Genomic DNA, 14,971 nt, shown 5'->3' with positions numbered 1-14,971 from the left:
CATGGCAACCCCATTCACTGGCGGGAGCCGGATCATGAGCACCACCAAATCCTTGACCGAACGCGTTTTCCAGGCCGTGGGCTTCGAGTTGCTGGCGTTCGCGCTGTGTACGCCGCTGCTGGCCTGGATCATGGACAAGCCCTTTGTCGACATGGGCGTGGCGACCATCGCCATCGGCCTGATCGCCCTGGCCTGGAACGTGGTCTTCAATGGCCTGTTCGACCGCCTGCTCAAGCGCCTGGCCCTGGCGCCCAGTGGCTGGACCCGGGTCGCCCACGCGCTGCTGTTCGAAGGCGGCCTGGTGGCGGTGAGCGTGCCGCTGATTGCCTGGTGGCTGCAGGTCAGCCTGATGCAGGCGTTGATCCTCGACATCGGCGTGCTGCTGTTCTTCCTGCCGTACACCTATGTCTATCACTGGGGCTACGACCTGGTGCGGGAGCGGCTGATGCAGCGGCGCCCGCTCAACCAGGCCGGTTGAGCGGCAGGGCGCTCAGGGCCTGGCGTGACGCCGCTCGATGGCTTCGAGGTAGGCCTGCATGGCCCTGGGCACTTCCTGCAACAGCAGAATGCTCTTGAGCTGGCTATTCTCCAGAGCAACCTGGAACAGTCCGATGGGCAAGCCGAGCATCGCCGTCACATAGGTCTCGCGCTGCGCGGCAGTGGCCTCGGGCAAGCGCAGGGTGAGCATCCGGGCATAGGTTTCCTGGATTCGCTCACGCGCCTCCGGGGCCTGGAGCTGGCCGGGGGCGAAGGCGGGGCTGATCATCTGCAGCAGGTCGGGGTGGGTCTCGAGGTATTCCAGGATCGGCATGATCATCCGCTCGATCACATGCTGGCTGCTCAACTCGACCCAGGTGGCTGGCGCGATGGCCAGCAGGTTGGCAGTGATCTGCCCGATGGCGTCGATGTGGCGCTGGCCCAGGGCGTCGAGCACGCTCTGCTTGTCGCTGAAGAAGTGGTACAGCGAACCGATGGAAGTGCCGGCTTCGCGCGCGAGGCCATGCATGGTCAGGTTGGCCACTCCCTGGCTGACCAGCAGGTGGGCGCAGGCGTCGAGAATCGCGGTGACCCGTTCATGGCCACGAGTCTGTTTCGGCGAGCGCGGGTTTTTGGCCGGGAGCATTTTTGAACCGTTCATGGTCTGAGTGGCAGCAAGGGGCATACATTATGGCGCACTGGAGTGTTTGCAGTCCTCAGGTAAAACTAGACACCATCCTCTACTTTTGCAGAGAATACGTGCCATGGATCAGCTCCCTCCGCTGTCCCACCTGACTCGAAGACCATGACACTCTCTCCCAACTGGATCATCTGCGAGCATTGCGATTCGCTGTACGAATCCGTGCCGCTTGCAAAAGGCCAGACCTCCCAGTGTTCGCGCTGCGGGGCGGTGCTGGAGCGCGCCCAACACCTGAACGTGCAGCAGCTGCTTGCCTTGTCGATCACCGCGGCGCTGTTGTTCGTGTTCGCCAATGCCTTCCCGGTGATCGGCATCAGCCTCGAAGGCCTGAGCAATGAAGCCACCCTCTGGCAGTCGGTCGAAGCCCTGGCCCAGGGCCGCATCAGCCTGATCGCCGCGGTCACCGGCCTGGCCATCATCCTTGCGCCCGGCTTGCAGATCCTCCTGCTGTGCTGGGTGCTGGGCTTTGCCAATGCCGGGCGCGCGGCGCCGGGCTTCAAGGCTTGCATGCGTGCCCTGGAGCACCTGCGGCCGTGGAGCATGCTGGAGGTGTGCCTGCTGGGCATCCTGGTGGCTATCGTCAAGCTGGCCGGCATGCTCGACGTGCACCCGGGCCTGGGGCTGTGGTCGCTGGCGATGCTGACGGTGCTGATCATCCTGATCTCCGGCAAGGGCATCCGCCGCCTCTGGAACGACCTGGAGGGCCGCTACTGATGAGCCAGCCTCCCTACGCCCGCGACCTGGGCCTGAAGCTGTGCCACACCTGCGGCCAGGCCTGCCCGCAGGACGTTCACTTCTGCCCGCGCTGCGAATCCGTGGTGCATGCGCGCAAACCCGACAGCCTGAACCGCACCTGGGCCTTCCTGGTGGCCAGCCTGATTTTCTACATTCCGGCCAACGTGCTGCCGGTGATGTACACCCAGATCTTCGGCAGCGGCAGTGAAAACACCATTCTCAGTGGCGTGCTGGAGTTCTGGCAGCACGGCTCCTGGGACATTGCCCTGCTGATCTTCATCGCCAGCGTGGTGGTGCCGTGCAGCAAGTTCTTCGTCCTGGCGATGCTGCTGATCACCTGTCAGCGCCGCAGCCACTGGGCGATGCGCGAGCGCGCCAAGCTGTACCGTTTCATCGAGGTGATCGGCTACTGGTCGATGCTCGACGTGCTGGTGGTCGCCCTGGTGGCGGCGCTGGTGCAATTCCACGCCCTGAGCTCGATCGAGCCGCGCATGGGCATCCTGTTCTTTGGTTTGGTCGTGGTCCTGACGATGTTCGCGGCCATGAGTTTCGATCCCCGGCTTATCTGGGATGTAGAGGTTGAAGATGTCTGATCATCCAGGTTCCAACGCTTCAAGCGCGCCAGCGAGGCCGGGTACCCCCGCGGTCAGGACGCGCCGGTTCAATATTTCGCTGGTGTGGATCGTGCCCATAGTCGCGGCCCTGGTCGGCCTGTCGATGCTGGTGCACAAGTCGCTGTCGGCCGGGCCCGAGATCTCCATCAGCTTCCAGACCGCCGAGGGCCTGGAAGCCAACAAGACCCAGGTCAAATACAAGAACGTGGTGATCGGCAAGGTCACCTCCATCGCCTTGAGCAAGAACCGCAGCAAGGTGATCGCCAAGGTCGAGCTGGACCAGTCGGCGGAGTCCTTCACCGCCGCCGACTCGATGTTCTGGGTGGTGCGCCCGCGCATTGGCGCCGGAGGCGTGTCCGGGGTCGACACCCTGCTGTCGGGGGCCTTTATCGGCGCCGACGCCGGCCGGGAAGAGACGCGCAAGAAAAGTTTCGTCGGCCTGGAAACGCCGCCACCTGTGACTTACGGGCAAAAGGGCAAGCGCTTCAACCTGCGCACCGATGACCTGGGCTCGCTGGACGTCGGTTCGCCGGTCTATTACCGGCGCATCGAAGTGGGCCAGGTGATTTCCTACAAGCTGTCGGATAACGGCAAGGGCGTGGACGTGCGGATCTTCGTCAACGCGCCCAACGACCAGTTCGTGACTACCGACTCGCGCTTCTGGAACGCCAGCGGCGTGGACGTGACCCTGGGCGCCAATGGCCTGAAGGTCAACACCGAGTCCATGTCGTCGATCCTCGCCGGCGGCATCGCCTTCGTCGAACCCAAGTACAGCCCCAATGCCAAGCCGGCCGAGGAAAACGCCAGCTACCAGCTGTTCGCCGACCAGGACACCGCGCTGGCGCCGCCCGATGGCGACCCGTACTACATGCGTATGCGTTTCGACCAGACCCTGCGCGGGCTGGCGCTCAATGCGCCGGTGGAATTCCTCGGGGTGAACATCGGCCGGGTGGTGTCGATGGACCTGGATTACGACGAGCAGAAAAAGAACTTCTCCACCGTGGTCGGCGTGGTGATCTACCCGGCGCGGCTGGGCAAGGTCCACCAGCAACTGGAGAAGCTCAGCGGTGCCGACGAAAGTCGCGCCGGCTACCTGATCAGCACCTTTGTCCAGCATGGCCTGCGGGCCCAGGCGCGCAGCGGCAACCTGCTGACCGGACAACTGCTCATTTCCATGGACTTCATCCCCAACGCCAAGCCGGTGCCCTTCGATGCGACCGCGCGGCCGCTGGAAATTCCTACCGTGCCGGGTGGGCTCGACAAGCTGCAGGAGCAGTTGCAGCGGGTGGTGGAGAAGATCAGCAAATTGCCGATCGATGCCATTGCCAACAACCTCAACGGCAGCCTGACCGAGATGCAGAAGACCCTGGAGAACGTCAACGGCAAGGTGCTGCCAGAAATGCGCAACACCCTGGAACAGACCAAGAAAACCCTGACCACGGCCAACGACAGCTTCGCCGAGGACTCGCCGCAGCGCCTGCAGTTGGGCCAGGCGATGGACGAAGTGCAGCGCACCGCTCGTTCGGTACGGGTGCTCACCGATTTCCTCAGCCGTCACCCCGAAGCACTGATCCGTGGGCGGCTCAAGGACAATCAGCCGGACGCCTACAAATCCTCGACCTCGTCTTCTCGTGAGCCTGAATCGGAAGTCCAGCCATGAAAAAAACTCTAGCGTTGCTGATCGCGTCCCTGGGCCTGGCGGCCTGCAGCTCGGCGCCGACCCATTACTACACCCTGATGCCGCCGGCGCCCGAGCCGGCGCCCGCTGGCGTCGCGGCGCCGGCCCTGCAATTCGAGATGGCCGGGGTGCGCATCCCGATGCAGGTCGACCAGCCGCAAGTCGTGGTACGCCAGGACGGCGGTACCCTGGCGATCCTGGAAACCGCGCGCTGGAGCGCGCCGCTGGCGGATGAGTTCCACGACGCCCTGGCCAGCCAGATGGAGCGGCAATTGGGCACCCGCAACCTGGAAGGCCTGCCCAAGTCGGCGGGGCAGCCGATCCTGTCGTTGCAGACCGATGTGCGCCGCTTCGAATCGGTGCCGGGGCGTTATGCGCTGATCGACGTGGTGTGGAACCTGCGCCTGCGCGGTGACGGCGTCGAGCGCCGCAGCCTGACCTGCAGCAGCCGCATCAGCCAGCCGGCCAGCATCGAGCTGTCGAGCCTGGTCCAGGCCCATCAGCGGGCCATCGACGAGTTGGCCAAGCGCATTGCCGGCACCGCCAAACGCTGGGCGCAAAACCCTGCCACCCGCTGTTCATGATACCCAGCCCCCTGTAGGAGCGAGCTTGCTCGCGATGCACGCAACGCGGTCGATCGGGCCGCGTAGGGCATCGCCAGCCAGTTCGCTCCTGGCGTTCTGGCGCGGCCTAACGCCGTGCCGACAGCTGCTGCGGCGCGAGGAAGGCGTCGTGGAAGTAGTCGCGAAACGCCTGCATCGCCGGGGTGAACGCCCGTTCGCGATGCCAGGCCAGGCCGACGCTCATGGGCGTCACCGGGTCGCTGACGGTCAGGGTTTCGATGCGTTTGCCTTCCAGCGACCAGGGGCGGTGCACCAGGTCCGAGAGGATCGCCACGCCGCTGCCGTTGGCCACCATGCTGCGCACCGCCTCTACCGAACTGGTGCGCACCCGCACCCGGGGTTTCTGCCGGGCGTTTTCCCAATAGCGCATGGCGCTCTGTTCGGCTTCGTCGACGGTCAGCAGGATGTAGGGTTCCTGCGCCACATCGGCGAGGCTGACGGTGGCGCGCTCGCACAGCGGGTGATGGCCGGGCAGCCACAGGCGGCGTTCGGAGTTGAACAGGGTTTCGGAGACGATGTCCGGGTGGGTGAGGTTGGCGGTCAGCACCACGGCCATGTCGAAGCGACCTTCCAGCAGGCCCTGTTCGATGGTCTGGCGTTCCTGTTCGTGGACCTCGATGGTCACGTCCGGATGCCAGTGCTCCAGGCGTTGCAGGTGGTGCGGCAGGAAGTAGCCGATCACCGTGTAGCTGGCCGCCAGGTGCAGCACGCCGCTGGCGCGGTAGTCCGGCAGCGGGCTGTTCAGCGCGTCGTCGACGCTGCGCAGGATCACATAGGCGCGGTTGAGAAAATGCCGTCCGGCGTCGGTCAGGTTCATGCCCTGGGCCGAACGCAAGAACAGTTGCACGCCGAGCATGGCTTCCAGTTCCTTGATCGCCGTGGTCACCGCCGACTGGGAGATGTTCAGGTGGATCGCCGCCTGGGAAATCTGCCCGATCTCGGCGGTGGCGACGAAGTAGCGGACCTGGCGCAGGGTGAGGGACATCACGAACTCCTCAAGGCTTCTGTAGGAGCGAGGCTTGCCCGCGATGGCGTCTGTGGTCGCGACACCGGTTCAGGAGTCTGGTCCGGTGGCGTTTGTCATGGCCTCATCGCGGGCAAGCCTCGCTCCTACATGGGGGGTTGTATCTGTTTTTCAGAAGATGCCGTATCTGATAATAGATCTTCCCAAGGGGTCAAGGGCGGTCGTAATTTCCACTGCACGAAGTCACGAGCAGTTGGAGCGACAGTGATGCAGGCAGTGGATTTCAATTCGGACATGGGCGAGAGCTTTGGCCCCTGGACCATCGGCGATGGCGTCGACAACGAGCTGATGGGCTTCATCAGCTCGGCCAACATCGCCACCGGCTTTCATGCCGGCGACCCCGGCACCATGCGGCGTACCGTCGAGCAGGCCAAGCGCCTGGGCGTGGCGATCGGTGCCCACCCGGGGTTCCGCGACCTGGTGGGGTTCGGCCGCCGGCACATCAATGCCCCGGCCCAGGAGCTGGTGGACGACATGCTCTATCAGCTCGGCGCCCTGCGCGAGCTGGCGCGGGCCCAGGGCGTGGCGCTGCAACACATCAAGCCCCATGGCGCGCTCTACATGCACCTGGCGCGGGATGAAGAAGCCGCCCGCTTGTTGGTTGAACACCTGCAAGTCCTGGAGCCCGGGTTGCTGCTGTATTGCATGCCCGGTTCGGTGATCTGGCGGGTGGCCCGGGAGCTGGGCCAGCCCGTGATCCGCGAGTTCTACGCCGACCGCGAGTACGACCTCAGCGGCTCCATCGTCTTCACCCGCAACGTGCGCGCCCTCGATCCGGCGACAGTCGCCGCCCGTGTGGTGCGCGCTTGCCAGCAAGGCCTGGTGCGCACCGTAGAGGGCGAGGACCTGGAGATCGAGTTCGACTCCATCTGCCTGCACAGCGACACCCCTGGCGCCCTGTGCCTGGTGGAGGCCACCCGCGCCGCCCTGGACCAGGCCGGGATCGAGGTGCGTGCGCCGCGCTGAGCCGATCCGCGACCCCATCCACAACACCAGGCGCGAAGACGCCGGGGTTCGCCGAAGATTTTTTGCCTGCCTTTCTACAACTATTCCAAGAGGAACAGACATGGCCGAACATTCCGTTATCACCCCCTTGCCGGGTACCTTCTATCGCAAGGCCACGCCTGAGTCGGCGCCCTTCGTCGAGGTTGGCGAGCGCGTCGACGCCGACACCGTGATCGGCCTGATCGAAGTCATGAAGCAGTTTTCCGAACTGACCGCCGGGACGGCCGGTCGCCTCACAGCCTTCGCGGTACAGGACGGCGATCCGGTGGAACCGGGTCAGGTCGTTGCCACGCTCGATGACCAGTGAGGGCAGGCCCATGACTCGAACCATCAGTACTCAAGCCATCAGCAAACTGCTGGTGGCCAACCGTGGCGAAATCGCCGTGCGCATCATCCGCGCGGCCAAGGCCCTGGGCATCCCCACCGTGGCCGCGTGCAGCGAAGCGGACGTCGACTCCATGGCCGCGCGCCTGGCCGATGAGGTGCAGGTGCTGGGCCCTGCCCGCGCCGACCAGAGTTACCTGAACGTGCGGGCGTTGCTGGGCGCCTTGCAGGCCAGCGGCGCCAATGCGGTGCATCCCGGCTACGGGTTTCTCTCGGAGAACGCCGAGTTCGCCGCCGCCGTGGAAGCAGCGGGGGCGATCTTTGTCGGGCCGAGTCCGGACACCATTCGCCGCATGGGCGACAAGGCCGAAGCCCGGCGCACCGCCCAGGCCGCCGGGGTGCCGGTGGTGCCGGGTTCGCCCGGGGAACTGTTCGAACTCGACATGGCCCTGCAAGCCGCCGAGGCCGTGGGTTTTCCGCTGCTGATCAAGGCTTCGGCCGGTGGCGGCGGACGGGGGATTCGCCTGGCGGAAAACGCCAGCCAACTGGCGCAAGAATTCCCCCGTGCCCAGCGCGAGGCGCAGACCGCCTTCGGCAATGGCGCGCTGTACCTGGAGCGCTTTATCGGCAAGGCCCGGCACATCGAAGTGCAGGTGCTGGGCGATGGCAAGCACGCGGTGCACCTGTTCGAGCGTGAGTGTTCGCTGCAACGGCGGCGGCAAAAAATCTTCGAGGAAGCGCCATCGCCGGTCCTCAACAACCTGCAGCGGGAAACCCTGTGCGCCAGCGCCGTGCGCCTCAGCGAAGCCCTCGGCTACAGGGGCGCGGGTACCCTGGAATACCTGTATGACGAGAGCCGCGGCGAGTTCTTCTTCATCGAGATGAACACGCGGATCCAGGTCGAGCATCCGGTCAGCGAGCAGGTGACCGGCATCGATCTGGTCCAGGCCCAGTTGCGTATTGCCGGCGGCGAGCCGCTGGGGCTGCGGCAAAGCGATATCCGTCTCAATGGCGCGGCCTTGCAGATGCGCATCAACGCCGAAGACCCGGCCCGGGACTTCTTCCCCAGCCCCGGGGTGGTGCAAGAGCTGATCTGGCCAGAGGAGGCGGGGGTGCGGGTCGACAGTCATCTGTACCCGGGATACCGCGTGCCGCCGTACTATGACTCGCTGCTGGCCAAGCTGATCGTCCATGGTCGCGACCGTGGCGAGGCCCTGGCTCGGGCGCGGATCGCCCTGGAACACTGCACATTGACTGGCATGGCCAGCACCCTGGGCCTGCACCGGGAACTGCTCGCCGAGCCCTGGCTGCACCACGCCGACTTCCACACCGGCACCCTGGAAACCTGGCTGGCCGCACGCCGTATGGGAGGTGCCGCATGAACAGCGCGATCCGCTACAGCTTTGGCGCCGACGAGCACCTGTTCGCCGAGGTCAGCGACAGCATGTCCCTGGAAGCCTTCTTCAAGGGCATGGCGGTGACCCGCGCCGTGGAGCGCCTGGAACTCGATGGCGTACTCGACGTGTGCCTGGCCAACGCCTCGTTCCAGATCCGTTTCGACCCCGACCGCATTGCCCCCCATGCTCTGCTCGAAGCGGTGCAAGGGGCCGAGGCCGAGGCGGTGGCCGAACGCACCCTGCACACCCGGATCATCGAGATCCCGGTGCTGTACAACGACCCCTGGACCCATGAAACCCTGATGCGTTTTCGCGACCGGCACCAGGACCCGAGCGCCACCGACCTGGAGTACGCGGCGCGGATCAATGGCCTGGCGGACGTCGAGGCGTTTATCGCCGCCCACAGTGGCGCGCCCTGGTTCGTGTCGATGGTGGGTTTCGTCGCCGGCCTGCCGTTCATGTTCCAGATGGTCGAGCGCGAGCGCCAGTTGCAGGTGCCCAAGTACCTGCGGCCGCGCACCGACACGCCAAAGCTGACCCTAGGCCACGGTGGCTGTTTCGGCTGCATCTACTCGGTGCGCGGCGCCGGCGGCTACCAGATGTTCGGCGTCACCCCGGCGCCGATCTACGACCCGCAGCAGAACCTGGCGTACCTCAAGGAGCACATGGTGTTCTTCCGCCCGGGCGACATCGTGCAGTTCAAGCCCATGGACCGCGAGGCCTATGACCGGGCGGTGGCCGAGGTCGAGGCCGGGCGGTTCGACCTGCGTATCCGTCCGGTGGAGTTCTCCCTGGATGCGTTCCTCGCCGACCCGGTCGGTTATCCCAAGTCGCTGCAGGAGGTGCTGGCATGATCAAGATCATCAAACCCGGCCTGGCCACCTCGGTGCAGGACCTGGGCCGCGAAGGTTATTACCACCTGGGCATCCCGCCGTCCGGGGCCCTGGACCAGTACGCCCTGAGCGCGGCCAACCAGTTGGTGGGCAACCCGGCCGGCGCGGCGGGGCTGGAGTGCACATTGCTCGGCCCGGAACTGCAGTTCACCCAGGATGCGCTAGTGGCGGTCTGTGGCGCCCAGATGACACCCAAGGTCGATGGCGTGGACATGCACCTGGACACTGCCTTCGCGGTCAAGGCCGGGCAAGTGCTGCGCTTCGATTTTCCCAAGGCCGGCGCCCGGGCCTACCTGGCGGTCGCCGGTGGCATCGACGTGCCGCTGGTGCTGGGCAGTCGCTCGACCTATGCCCTGGGCGGCCTCGGTGGTTTCCAGGGCCGGCGGCTGGTGGCGGGGGACGAGTTGCCGGTGGGGGTCGACAGCGCCAAGAGCCGACCGGGCGCCAGCCTGCCCATGGCCCTGCGCCAGGCGCTGGGTGGCGAGATCAACTTGCGGGTGGTGCCCGGTCTGTACTACGAGCGCCTGACCGACGCGGCCAAGGCCAGCTTCTTTGCCGAGCCCTGGACCGTGGGTTCGGAAGCCGACCGCATCGGCTATCGCTTCAAGGGCGGCAGCGCCCTGGGCTTCCAGCCACGGGAGCAGCCGTTCGGCGCCGGTTCCGATCCGTCGAACATCGTCGACAGCTGCTACCCCATAGGTTCGATCCAGGTGCCCGCCGGGCTCGAACCCATAGTGCTGCACCGCGATGCGGTGTCTGGTGGCGGCTACGCCATGATCGGCACGGTGATCAGCGCCGACCTCGACCTGATCGGCCAGATGCAACCCAACCAGAAGGCCCGTTTCGTCGCGGTGACCCTGGAAGAAGCGCTGGAGGCCCGGCGCTCCTACAAGAAAAAGCTCGCCTGCCTGAGCAAGCTGTTCCCTTCCTGATTCTGCCCGCCGCCTGGCGCGGGTAAATGCCAAAAGGCTGGTTGCCACCGCGCTTCGGTGCGGTGGCGGCTGCCCGCGCTTCAACTTTTGACTGGTCCTGGAGTTCACGCATATGGCTGCTTTATCGCAAGCGAATCAAACCGGGCAGGACCCGGCCAATCTCCCTGTCGCCGCGGATGCGCGCATGGGCAAGCTGTCGCTGACCATGGCCTGGTGGGCCGTGTGCAGCGCCATGTTCTACATCGTGGTCGGCGCGTCCCTGGCGCTGGCCCACGGCACCCGCAATGCGCTGATCGGCATGCTGCTGTCAGTGCTCTGTTATGGCCTGGTCAACAGCGTGCTCAGCCGTTTCGCCATGCGCAGCGGATTGTCGGTGGCGCTGTTTTCCCGGCTGCTGTTCGGCAGCAGCGGGGCCTGCCTGGCGACGCTGATCTTCTTCTCCACGGCGATCTATTACGCGGTGTTCGAAGGTTCGGTGATCGCTGTGGCGCTCAATCATCTGTACCCGCAACTGGTGTATCCGCTGGCGGCCCTGCTGGTGGTGCTGTACAGCGTGCCGCTGATTCTGGGCAGCGTGCAGCACTGGCTGGACAAGCTCAACGGCGTGCTGCTGCCGGTGTACCTGGGCGGGCTGCTGGTGGCGGTGGGGCTGTCGATCGCGCGTTATGGCTACCAGCCGCAGTGGCTGGATTTCGGCCCGGCCAGCCCCGGCGCCTTTGCCTGGTGGGACTGTTTCGTGGCGTACATGGGGGTGTGGATCCTGATGCTGTTCACCTTCGACTACGCGCGTTTCGGCAAGTCTGAAGACGCCGGCTACCACGGGCGCTGGAACTTCGGCATGCCGTTCTACGCGGTGACTTTCCTGCTCAACGGCGCGGCAGGCATCTACCTGGTCAGCAGCATTCCCCATGAAGGCGCGCTCAACGAAGTCTCGGTGGTGATGGCGATCCTGCAACTCATGGGGCTGTGGGGGCTGCTGTTCGTCTGGGCCACGCAAACCCGGATCAACACCGCCAATTACTACCTGGCGACCCTGAACATGCAGGCGTTCTTCGGCCGCTTCGGCGTGCGCGGTTCATACCTGATGTGGGCGCTGGCGGTGGGGGTGATCGTCTACGTCCTGATGCTGGCGGACGTGTTCGCCTATCTGCTCAAGGCGCTGGCCTACCAGGGCATTTTCGTTGTCGCCTGGGTTGGTGTGGCGCTGGCGCAGATCCTGTCCGGGCGCACCGAGGTGGCGGCCATCGAGCGCGTCGCGGCGTTCAACGGCGCGGGGCTGGGCGCCTGGTTCGGCGGGACTGCCCTGGGCCTGTTGCTGATGTGGGCCGGCGGCGGGCTGGCGAGTTTTTCCGCGCCGCTGACCGGGGTGCTGGCGTTTGTCTTGCAAGTGGGGCTGTCCAGCCGTATTCGCCCCAGACTGCCACAGTCCGTGTAGCCGCTGCCGAAGGCTGCGATCCAGTCCGCAGGACTGGCAAACCGGACAACACGCAATATCAGGAAGATCGCGGAGTCAGGTTTTGGGGCCGCTGCGCGGCCCATCACAGCCTGCGGCAGCGGCTACAGGTAGGTGAGCGTGGCCGGGCTCAGAACAATTGGGTGAACAGCCAGTACAGGCTGCCGGACAGCAGGATCGCCGCGGGCAGGGTCAGCACCCAGGCCATCAGCAGGTTGCGGATGGTCTGCATCTGCAGGCCGCCGCCGTTGGCGACCATGGTCCCGGCCACACCTGAAGACAATACGTGGGTGGTGGACACCGGCAGGCCGAACGTGTCGGCGGCGCCGATGGTCAGCATTGCCACGGTTTCCGCCGAAGCGCCTTGGGCGTAGGTCAGGTGGGTCTTGCCGATCTTCTCGCCGACGGTGACCACGATGCGTTTCCAGCCGACCATGGTGCCCAGGCCCAGGGCGATGGCCACGGCGATCTTCACCCACAGCGGAATGAAACGCGTGGCGTTGTCGATCTGCTGCTTGAACAGTTGCAACTTGCCCTGGGTATCGGCGTCGAAGTCGCCGACCTTGTTCTTGTCCATCAGGCGGATGGTTTCGCTGCTCAGGTACATGTCGTTGCGCACGTTGCCCATGGCTTCGGCCGGCACCTTGGCCAATGAGCCGTAGCCTTTCACTTCGTCACCGATATGACCGGTCAGGGCCGCCAGGGCCGGGACCAGCTGCGGTGTGGCTTCCTTGCTGCGCACATAGTCGGAAAGCACCGCGCGCGGGTCGGCGGGGGCCGGTTGCGGGGCGCTTTTCACCAGCGCTTGCTGGGTCACTTGCGCCACCGCGGCGAATTGCAGGGCCTGGTCGGCCGGCATGGTGCGGTTCAGCGCGTAGGCCATGGGCAGGGTGCCGACCAGGATCAGCATGATCAGGCCCATGCCTTTCTGGCCGTCGTTGGAGCCGTGGGCGAAGGACACGCCGGTGCAGGTGACGATCAGCATGCCGCGAATCCACCACGGCGGCGGGGTATTGCCCTTGGGCGCCTTGTACAGCGCGCGGTTCTTCACGAACAGGCGCAGGGCCAGGAGCAGCAGGGCGGCGAAGGCGAAACCGATCAGCGGCGAGAACAGCAGGGCGTAGCCGACCTTGGTGGCCTGGCTCCAGTCCACGCCGCTGGTGCCGTCGCGGCCGTGCATCAGGGCGTTGGCCACGCCGACGCCGATGATCGAGCCGATCAGGGTGTGGGACGAGGAGGCCGGCAGGCCCAGCCACCAGGTGCCGAGGTTCCACAGGATGGCGGCGATCAGCAGGGCGAAGATCATCGCGAAGCCGGCCGACGAGCCGACCTGCAGGATCAGTTCCACCGGCAGCAGGGCGATGATGCCGAAGGCCACCGCGCCGCTGGACAGCAGCACGCCGAGGAAGTTGAAGAAACCCGACCAGACCACCGCGAAATGTGGCGGCAGCGAGTGGGTGTAGATCACCGTGGCCACGGCGTTGGCGGTGTCGTGGAAGCCGTTGACGAACTCGAAGCCGAGGGCGATCAGCAGCGCCACGCCGAGCAGCAGGAATGGGGTCCAGGTGGTGACGGTGGTGCCCAGTTCGTGCATGTCGTGCATCAGGCTGTAGGCGGTGAACAACAGGCCCATGGCGAGGATCGCGAAGAACATCACAAGAGTGAAGGGGCTGGCTTTTTTATCCAGCTGCGGTCTGGCTTCGAGGGCGGGGGAAGGGGAGGCGGCGGTCAGTGAAGGGGTGGCCATTGCCGGACAATCCTGTGGAAGGGAGGAGTGTCGCCCATGATCGTTGCCAAATATTACAGAGAGACTGCGTCAGGTCAGTGTTTGGGTGAATCCTTTAACCGCTGGTCAAGAAGCAGCCCCTTTTCTGTAGGCGCGAGCGGGCGGCGATCCGGCTTGCCCGCGATGGCGGCAGCGGCTACAGGGAATGGGGCCTACATATCCTGGCGCTTGCGAAACGCCCAGCGGCCGGCGATGACGGTGAAGGTGGCGACCAGCGCGACGAGGATCCAGAAGCCTTCCGGGTCCTGGGAGAAGGGGATGCCGCCGACGTTCATGCCGAAGAAGCCGGCGATGATGTTGATCGGCAGCGCCAGCACCGTGACCACGGTCAGGGTGAACAGGGTGCGGTTGGTCTGTTCGTTGATATTGGCGGCGATCTCTTCCTGCAGCAGCTTGATCCGCTCGCCGAGTGCGGTGAGGTCGTTGATGATCAGGGCGAACTCCTCGGTGGACTTGCGCAGCTCCTTGACGTCCTCCTTCTGCAGCCATGGCGGCGGCCGGTTGAGCAGCCGCAGCAGCGAACCTGGCTCCAGCGCCAGCAGGCGTTGCAGGCGCACCAGCACCCGGCGCATGGCCCCCAGTTCCGCGCGGTTGGTGGAGATCCGCGCGGCCAGCAACTGGTCTTCGATCTGGTCGACGTTGAGGCTGGTCTTGCGCACGATCTGGGTCAGCACCTCGCCCTGGTCGCGCAGCAGGTGCACCAGCAGTTCCAGGGGCGAGCGGAAACGTTCGCCGGCCTTGACCGAGGAACGCAGCTTGTCCACCGAGTGCAGGGGCTGCAGGCGCGCGCTGACGATCAGCCGGCTGCGCACGCAGACCCACAGGGTGGAGATGTCCGAGGAAACCATGCTGCCGAAGTTGAACACCACGTCGTTGACCACCGCCAGCAGGGCCGAGTCCACATGCTCGATGCGGGTCGAACGCGAGCCTTCGTGCAGCGCCTCGAAGAATTCCTCGGGCAGCGCCAGGTGGGTCTGCATCCAGCGCTCGCAAGCGGCATGCGCCAGGTTCAGGTGCAGCCAGAGAAACGCCTCGCCATCGTCCGGCTGTTGCAAGGCCTGCAGGGCCTTGGCCGAGTCCAGCTCGCGACCCCGTTCGCCGGGGCGAAACGCGAAGCCGTAGAGCAGGCCGAACAGATCCGAATCGCGATGGGCATGGTCGATGCTGTGGTTCATGGAGGCTCGCAGGAGGGAAGGCACCTGTAGGCGGTTTTACAGGTTCACTTGAGCCCGATCATCGCAAGCCGTCATGACCATTTTGTGACGGTTTGAAGTGCAACATCCGGCGGATACAACCGGCTGTCGGAGGCCCTCAAGAAAGCTTCTTTCAG

At 65.3% G+C, this 14,971-nt stretch carries 15 protein-coding genes; 11 read left to right on the top strand and 4 right to left on the bottom strand.

Annotated elements, in window-relative coordinates; genetic code table 11:
• Nucleotides 1-34 precede the first annotated feature (34 nt).
• Entirely contained in the window at nt 35-478 is a 444-nt protein-coding gene (locus IF690_RS22285; RefSeq protein ID WP_202697405.1) for a multidrug/biocide efflux PACE transporter, read from the top strand.
• A gap of 12 nt (nt 479-490) precedes the next feature.
• Here IF690_RS22285 and IF690_RS22280 read toward each other — a convergent pair whose 3' ends face one another.
• The gene (locus IF690_RS22280) at nt 491-1,138 is read right to left on the bottom strand and encodes a TetR/AcrR family transcriptional regulator (RefSeq protein ID WP_202697404.1); all 648 of its coding nucleotides are present in this window, start codon (nt 1,136-1,138) and stop codon (nt 491-493) included.
• A gap of 144 nt (nt 1,139-1,282) precedes the next feature.
• Here IF690_RS22280 and IF690_RS22275 point away from each other — a divergent pair, with 144 nt between their 5' ends.
• From IF690_RS22275 to IF690_RS22260, 4 genes are read left to right on the top strand one after another with little or no spacing between them, the layout of a single operon-like run.
• Nucleotides 1,283-1,891, top strand: a complete 609-nt coding sequence (locus IF690_RS22275; RefSeq protein WP_202697403.1) for a paraquat-inducible protein A — start codon at nt 1,283-1,285, stop codon at nt 1,889-1,891.
• The gene (locus tag IF690_RS22270; protein ID WP_202697402.1) at nt 1,891-2,505 is read left to right on the top strand and encodes a paraquat-inducible protein A; all 615 of its coding nucleotides are present in this window, start codon (nt 1,891-1,893) and stop codon (nt 2,503-2,505) included. Before IF690_RS22275 ends, IF690_RS22270 begins: the two co-directional genes overlap by 1 nt.
• A complete protein-coding gene (locus IF690_RS22265; RefSeq protein WP_202697401.1) occupies nt 2,498-4,186 on the top strand; it encodes a PqiB family protein in 1,689 nt (562 codons plus the stop codon). The genes IF690_RS22270 and IF690_RS22265 overlap by 8 nt, the downstream gene beginning before the upstream one ends.
• Entirely contained in the window at nt 4,183-4,788 is a 606-nt protein-coding gene (locus IF690_RS22260; protein WP_202697400.1) for a PqiC family protein, read from the top strand. Before IF690_RS22265 ends, IF690_RS22260 begins: the two co-directional genes overlap by 4 nt.
• 106 nt (nt 4,789-4,894) lie before the next feature.
• On the opposite strand, the gene IF690_RS22255 is transcribed toward IF690_RS22260, so the two are convergent.
• The gene (locus IF690_RS22255; protein ID WP_202697399.1) at nt 4,895-5,812 is read right to left on the bottom strand and encodes a LysR family transcriptional regulator; all 918 of its coding nucleotides are present in this window, start codon (nt 5,810-5,812) and stop codon (nt 4,895-4,897) included.
• 246 nt (nt 5,813-6,058) lie between these two features.
• Here IF690_RS22255 and IF690_RS22250 point away from each other — a divergent pair, with 246 nt between their 5' ends.
• The 6 genes from IF690_RS22250 (at nt 6,059) to IF690_RS22225 (ending at nt 11,837) form a co-directional block, all read left to right on the top strand.
• Complete coding sequence (locus tag IF690_RS22250; RefSeq protein ID WP_063432710.1) at nt 6,059-6,817, top strand: 5-oxoprolinase subunit PxpA; 759 nt, start codon at nt 6,059-6,061, stop codon at nt 6,815-6,817.
• A gap of 100 nt (nt 6,818-6,917) precedes the next feature.
• On the top strand, nt 6,918-7,163 hold the full coding sequence (locus IF690_RS22245) for an acetyl-CoA carboxylase (protein ID WP_016703886.1): 246 nt from the start codon (nt 6,918-6,920) through the stop codon (nt 7,161-7,163).
• Between the two features lie 10 nt (nt 7,164-7,173).
• On the top strand, nt 7,174-8,562 hold the full coding sequence (locus IF690_RS22240; protein ID WP_202697398.1) for an acetyl-CoA carboxylase biotin carboxylase subunit: 1,389 nt from the start codon (nt 7,174-7,176) through the stop codon (nt 8,560-8,562).
• On the top strand, nt 8,559-9,431 hold the full coding sequence (locus IF690_RS22235; RefSeq protein ID WP_025805782.1) for a 5-oxoprolinase subunit B family protein: 873 nt from the start codon (nt 8,559-8,561) through the stop codon (nt 9,429-9,431). The genes IF690_RS22240 and IF690_RS22235 overlap by 4 nt, the downstream gene beginning before the upstream one ends.
• Nucleotides 9,428-10,402 carry a 5-oxoprolinase subunit C family protein gene (locus IF690_RS22230; protein ID WP_202697397.1) on the top strand — a complete coding sequence of 325 codons (975 nt, stop codon included), beginning with the start codon at nt 9,428-9,430 and terminating at the stop codon, nt 10,400-10,402. Before IF690_RS22235 ends, IF690_RS22230 begins: the two co-directional genes overlap by 4 nt.
• A 112-nt stretch (nt 10,403-10,514) precedes the next feature.
• Nucleotides 10,515-11,837: a purine-cytosine permease family protein gene (locus tag IF690_RS22225; RefSeq protein WP_202697396.1), complete on the top strand. Its 1,323-nt coding sequence runs from the start codon at nt 10,515-10,517 to the stop codon at nt 11,835-11,837.
• Between the two features lie 148 nt (nt 11,838-11,985).
• On the opposite strand, the gene IF690_RS22220 is transcribed toward IF690_RS22225, so the two are convergent.
• Both IF690_RS22220 and IF690_RS22215 read right to left on the bottom strand, forming a co-directional pair.
• Nucleotides 11,986-13,602, bottom strand: coding sequence for an inorganic phosphate transporter (locus IF690_RS22220; RefSeq protein ID WP_202697395.1), 1,617 nt, complete (start codon nt 13,600-13,602; stop codon nt 11,986-11,988).
• 191 nt (nt 13,603-13,793) lie between these two features.
• Nucleotides 13,794-14,816: a transporter gene (locus tag IF690_RS22215; protein ID WP_202697394.1), complete on the bottom strand. Its 1,023-nt coding sequence runs from the start codon at nt 14,814-14,816 to the stop codon at nt 13,794-13,796.
• Between the last annotated feature and the right edge of the window lie 155 nt (nt 14,817-14,971).

It is taken from the genome of Pseudomonas sp. SK3(2021), assembly GCF_016772375.1.
Lineage (GTDB): Bacteria > Pseudomonadota > Gammaproteobacteria > Pseudomonadales > Pseudomonadaceae > Aquipseudomonas > Aquipseudomonas chlororaphis_I.
This window is presented reverse-complemented; position numbering and strand designations above follow the sequence as displayed.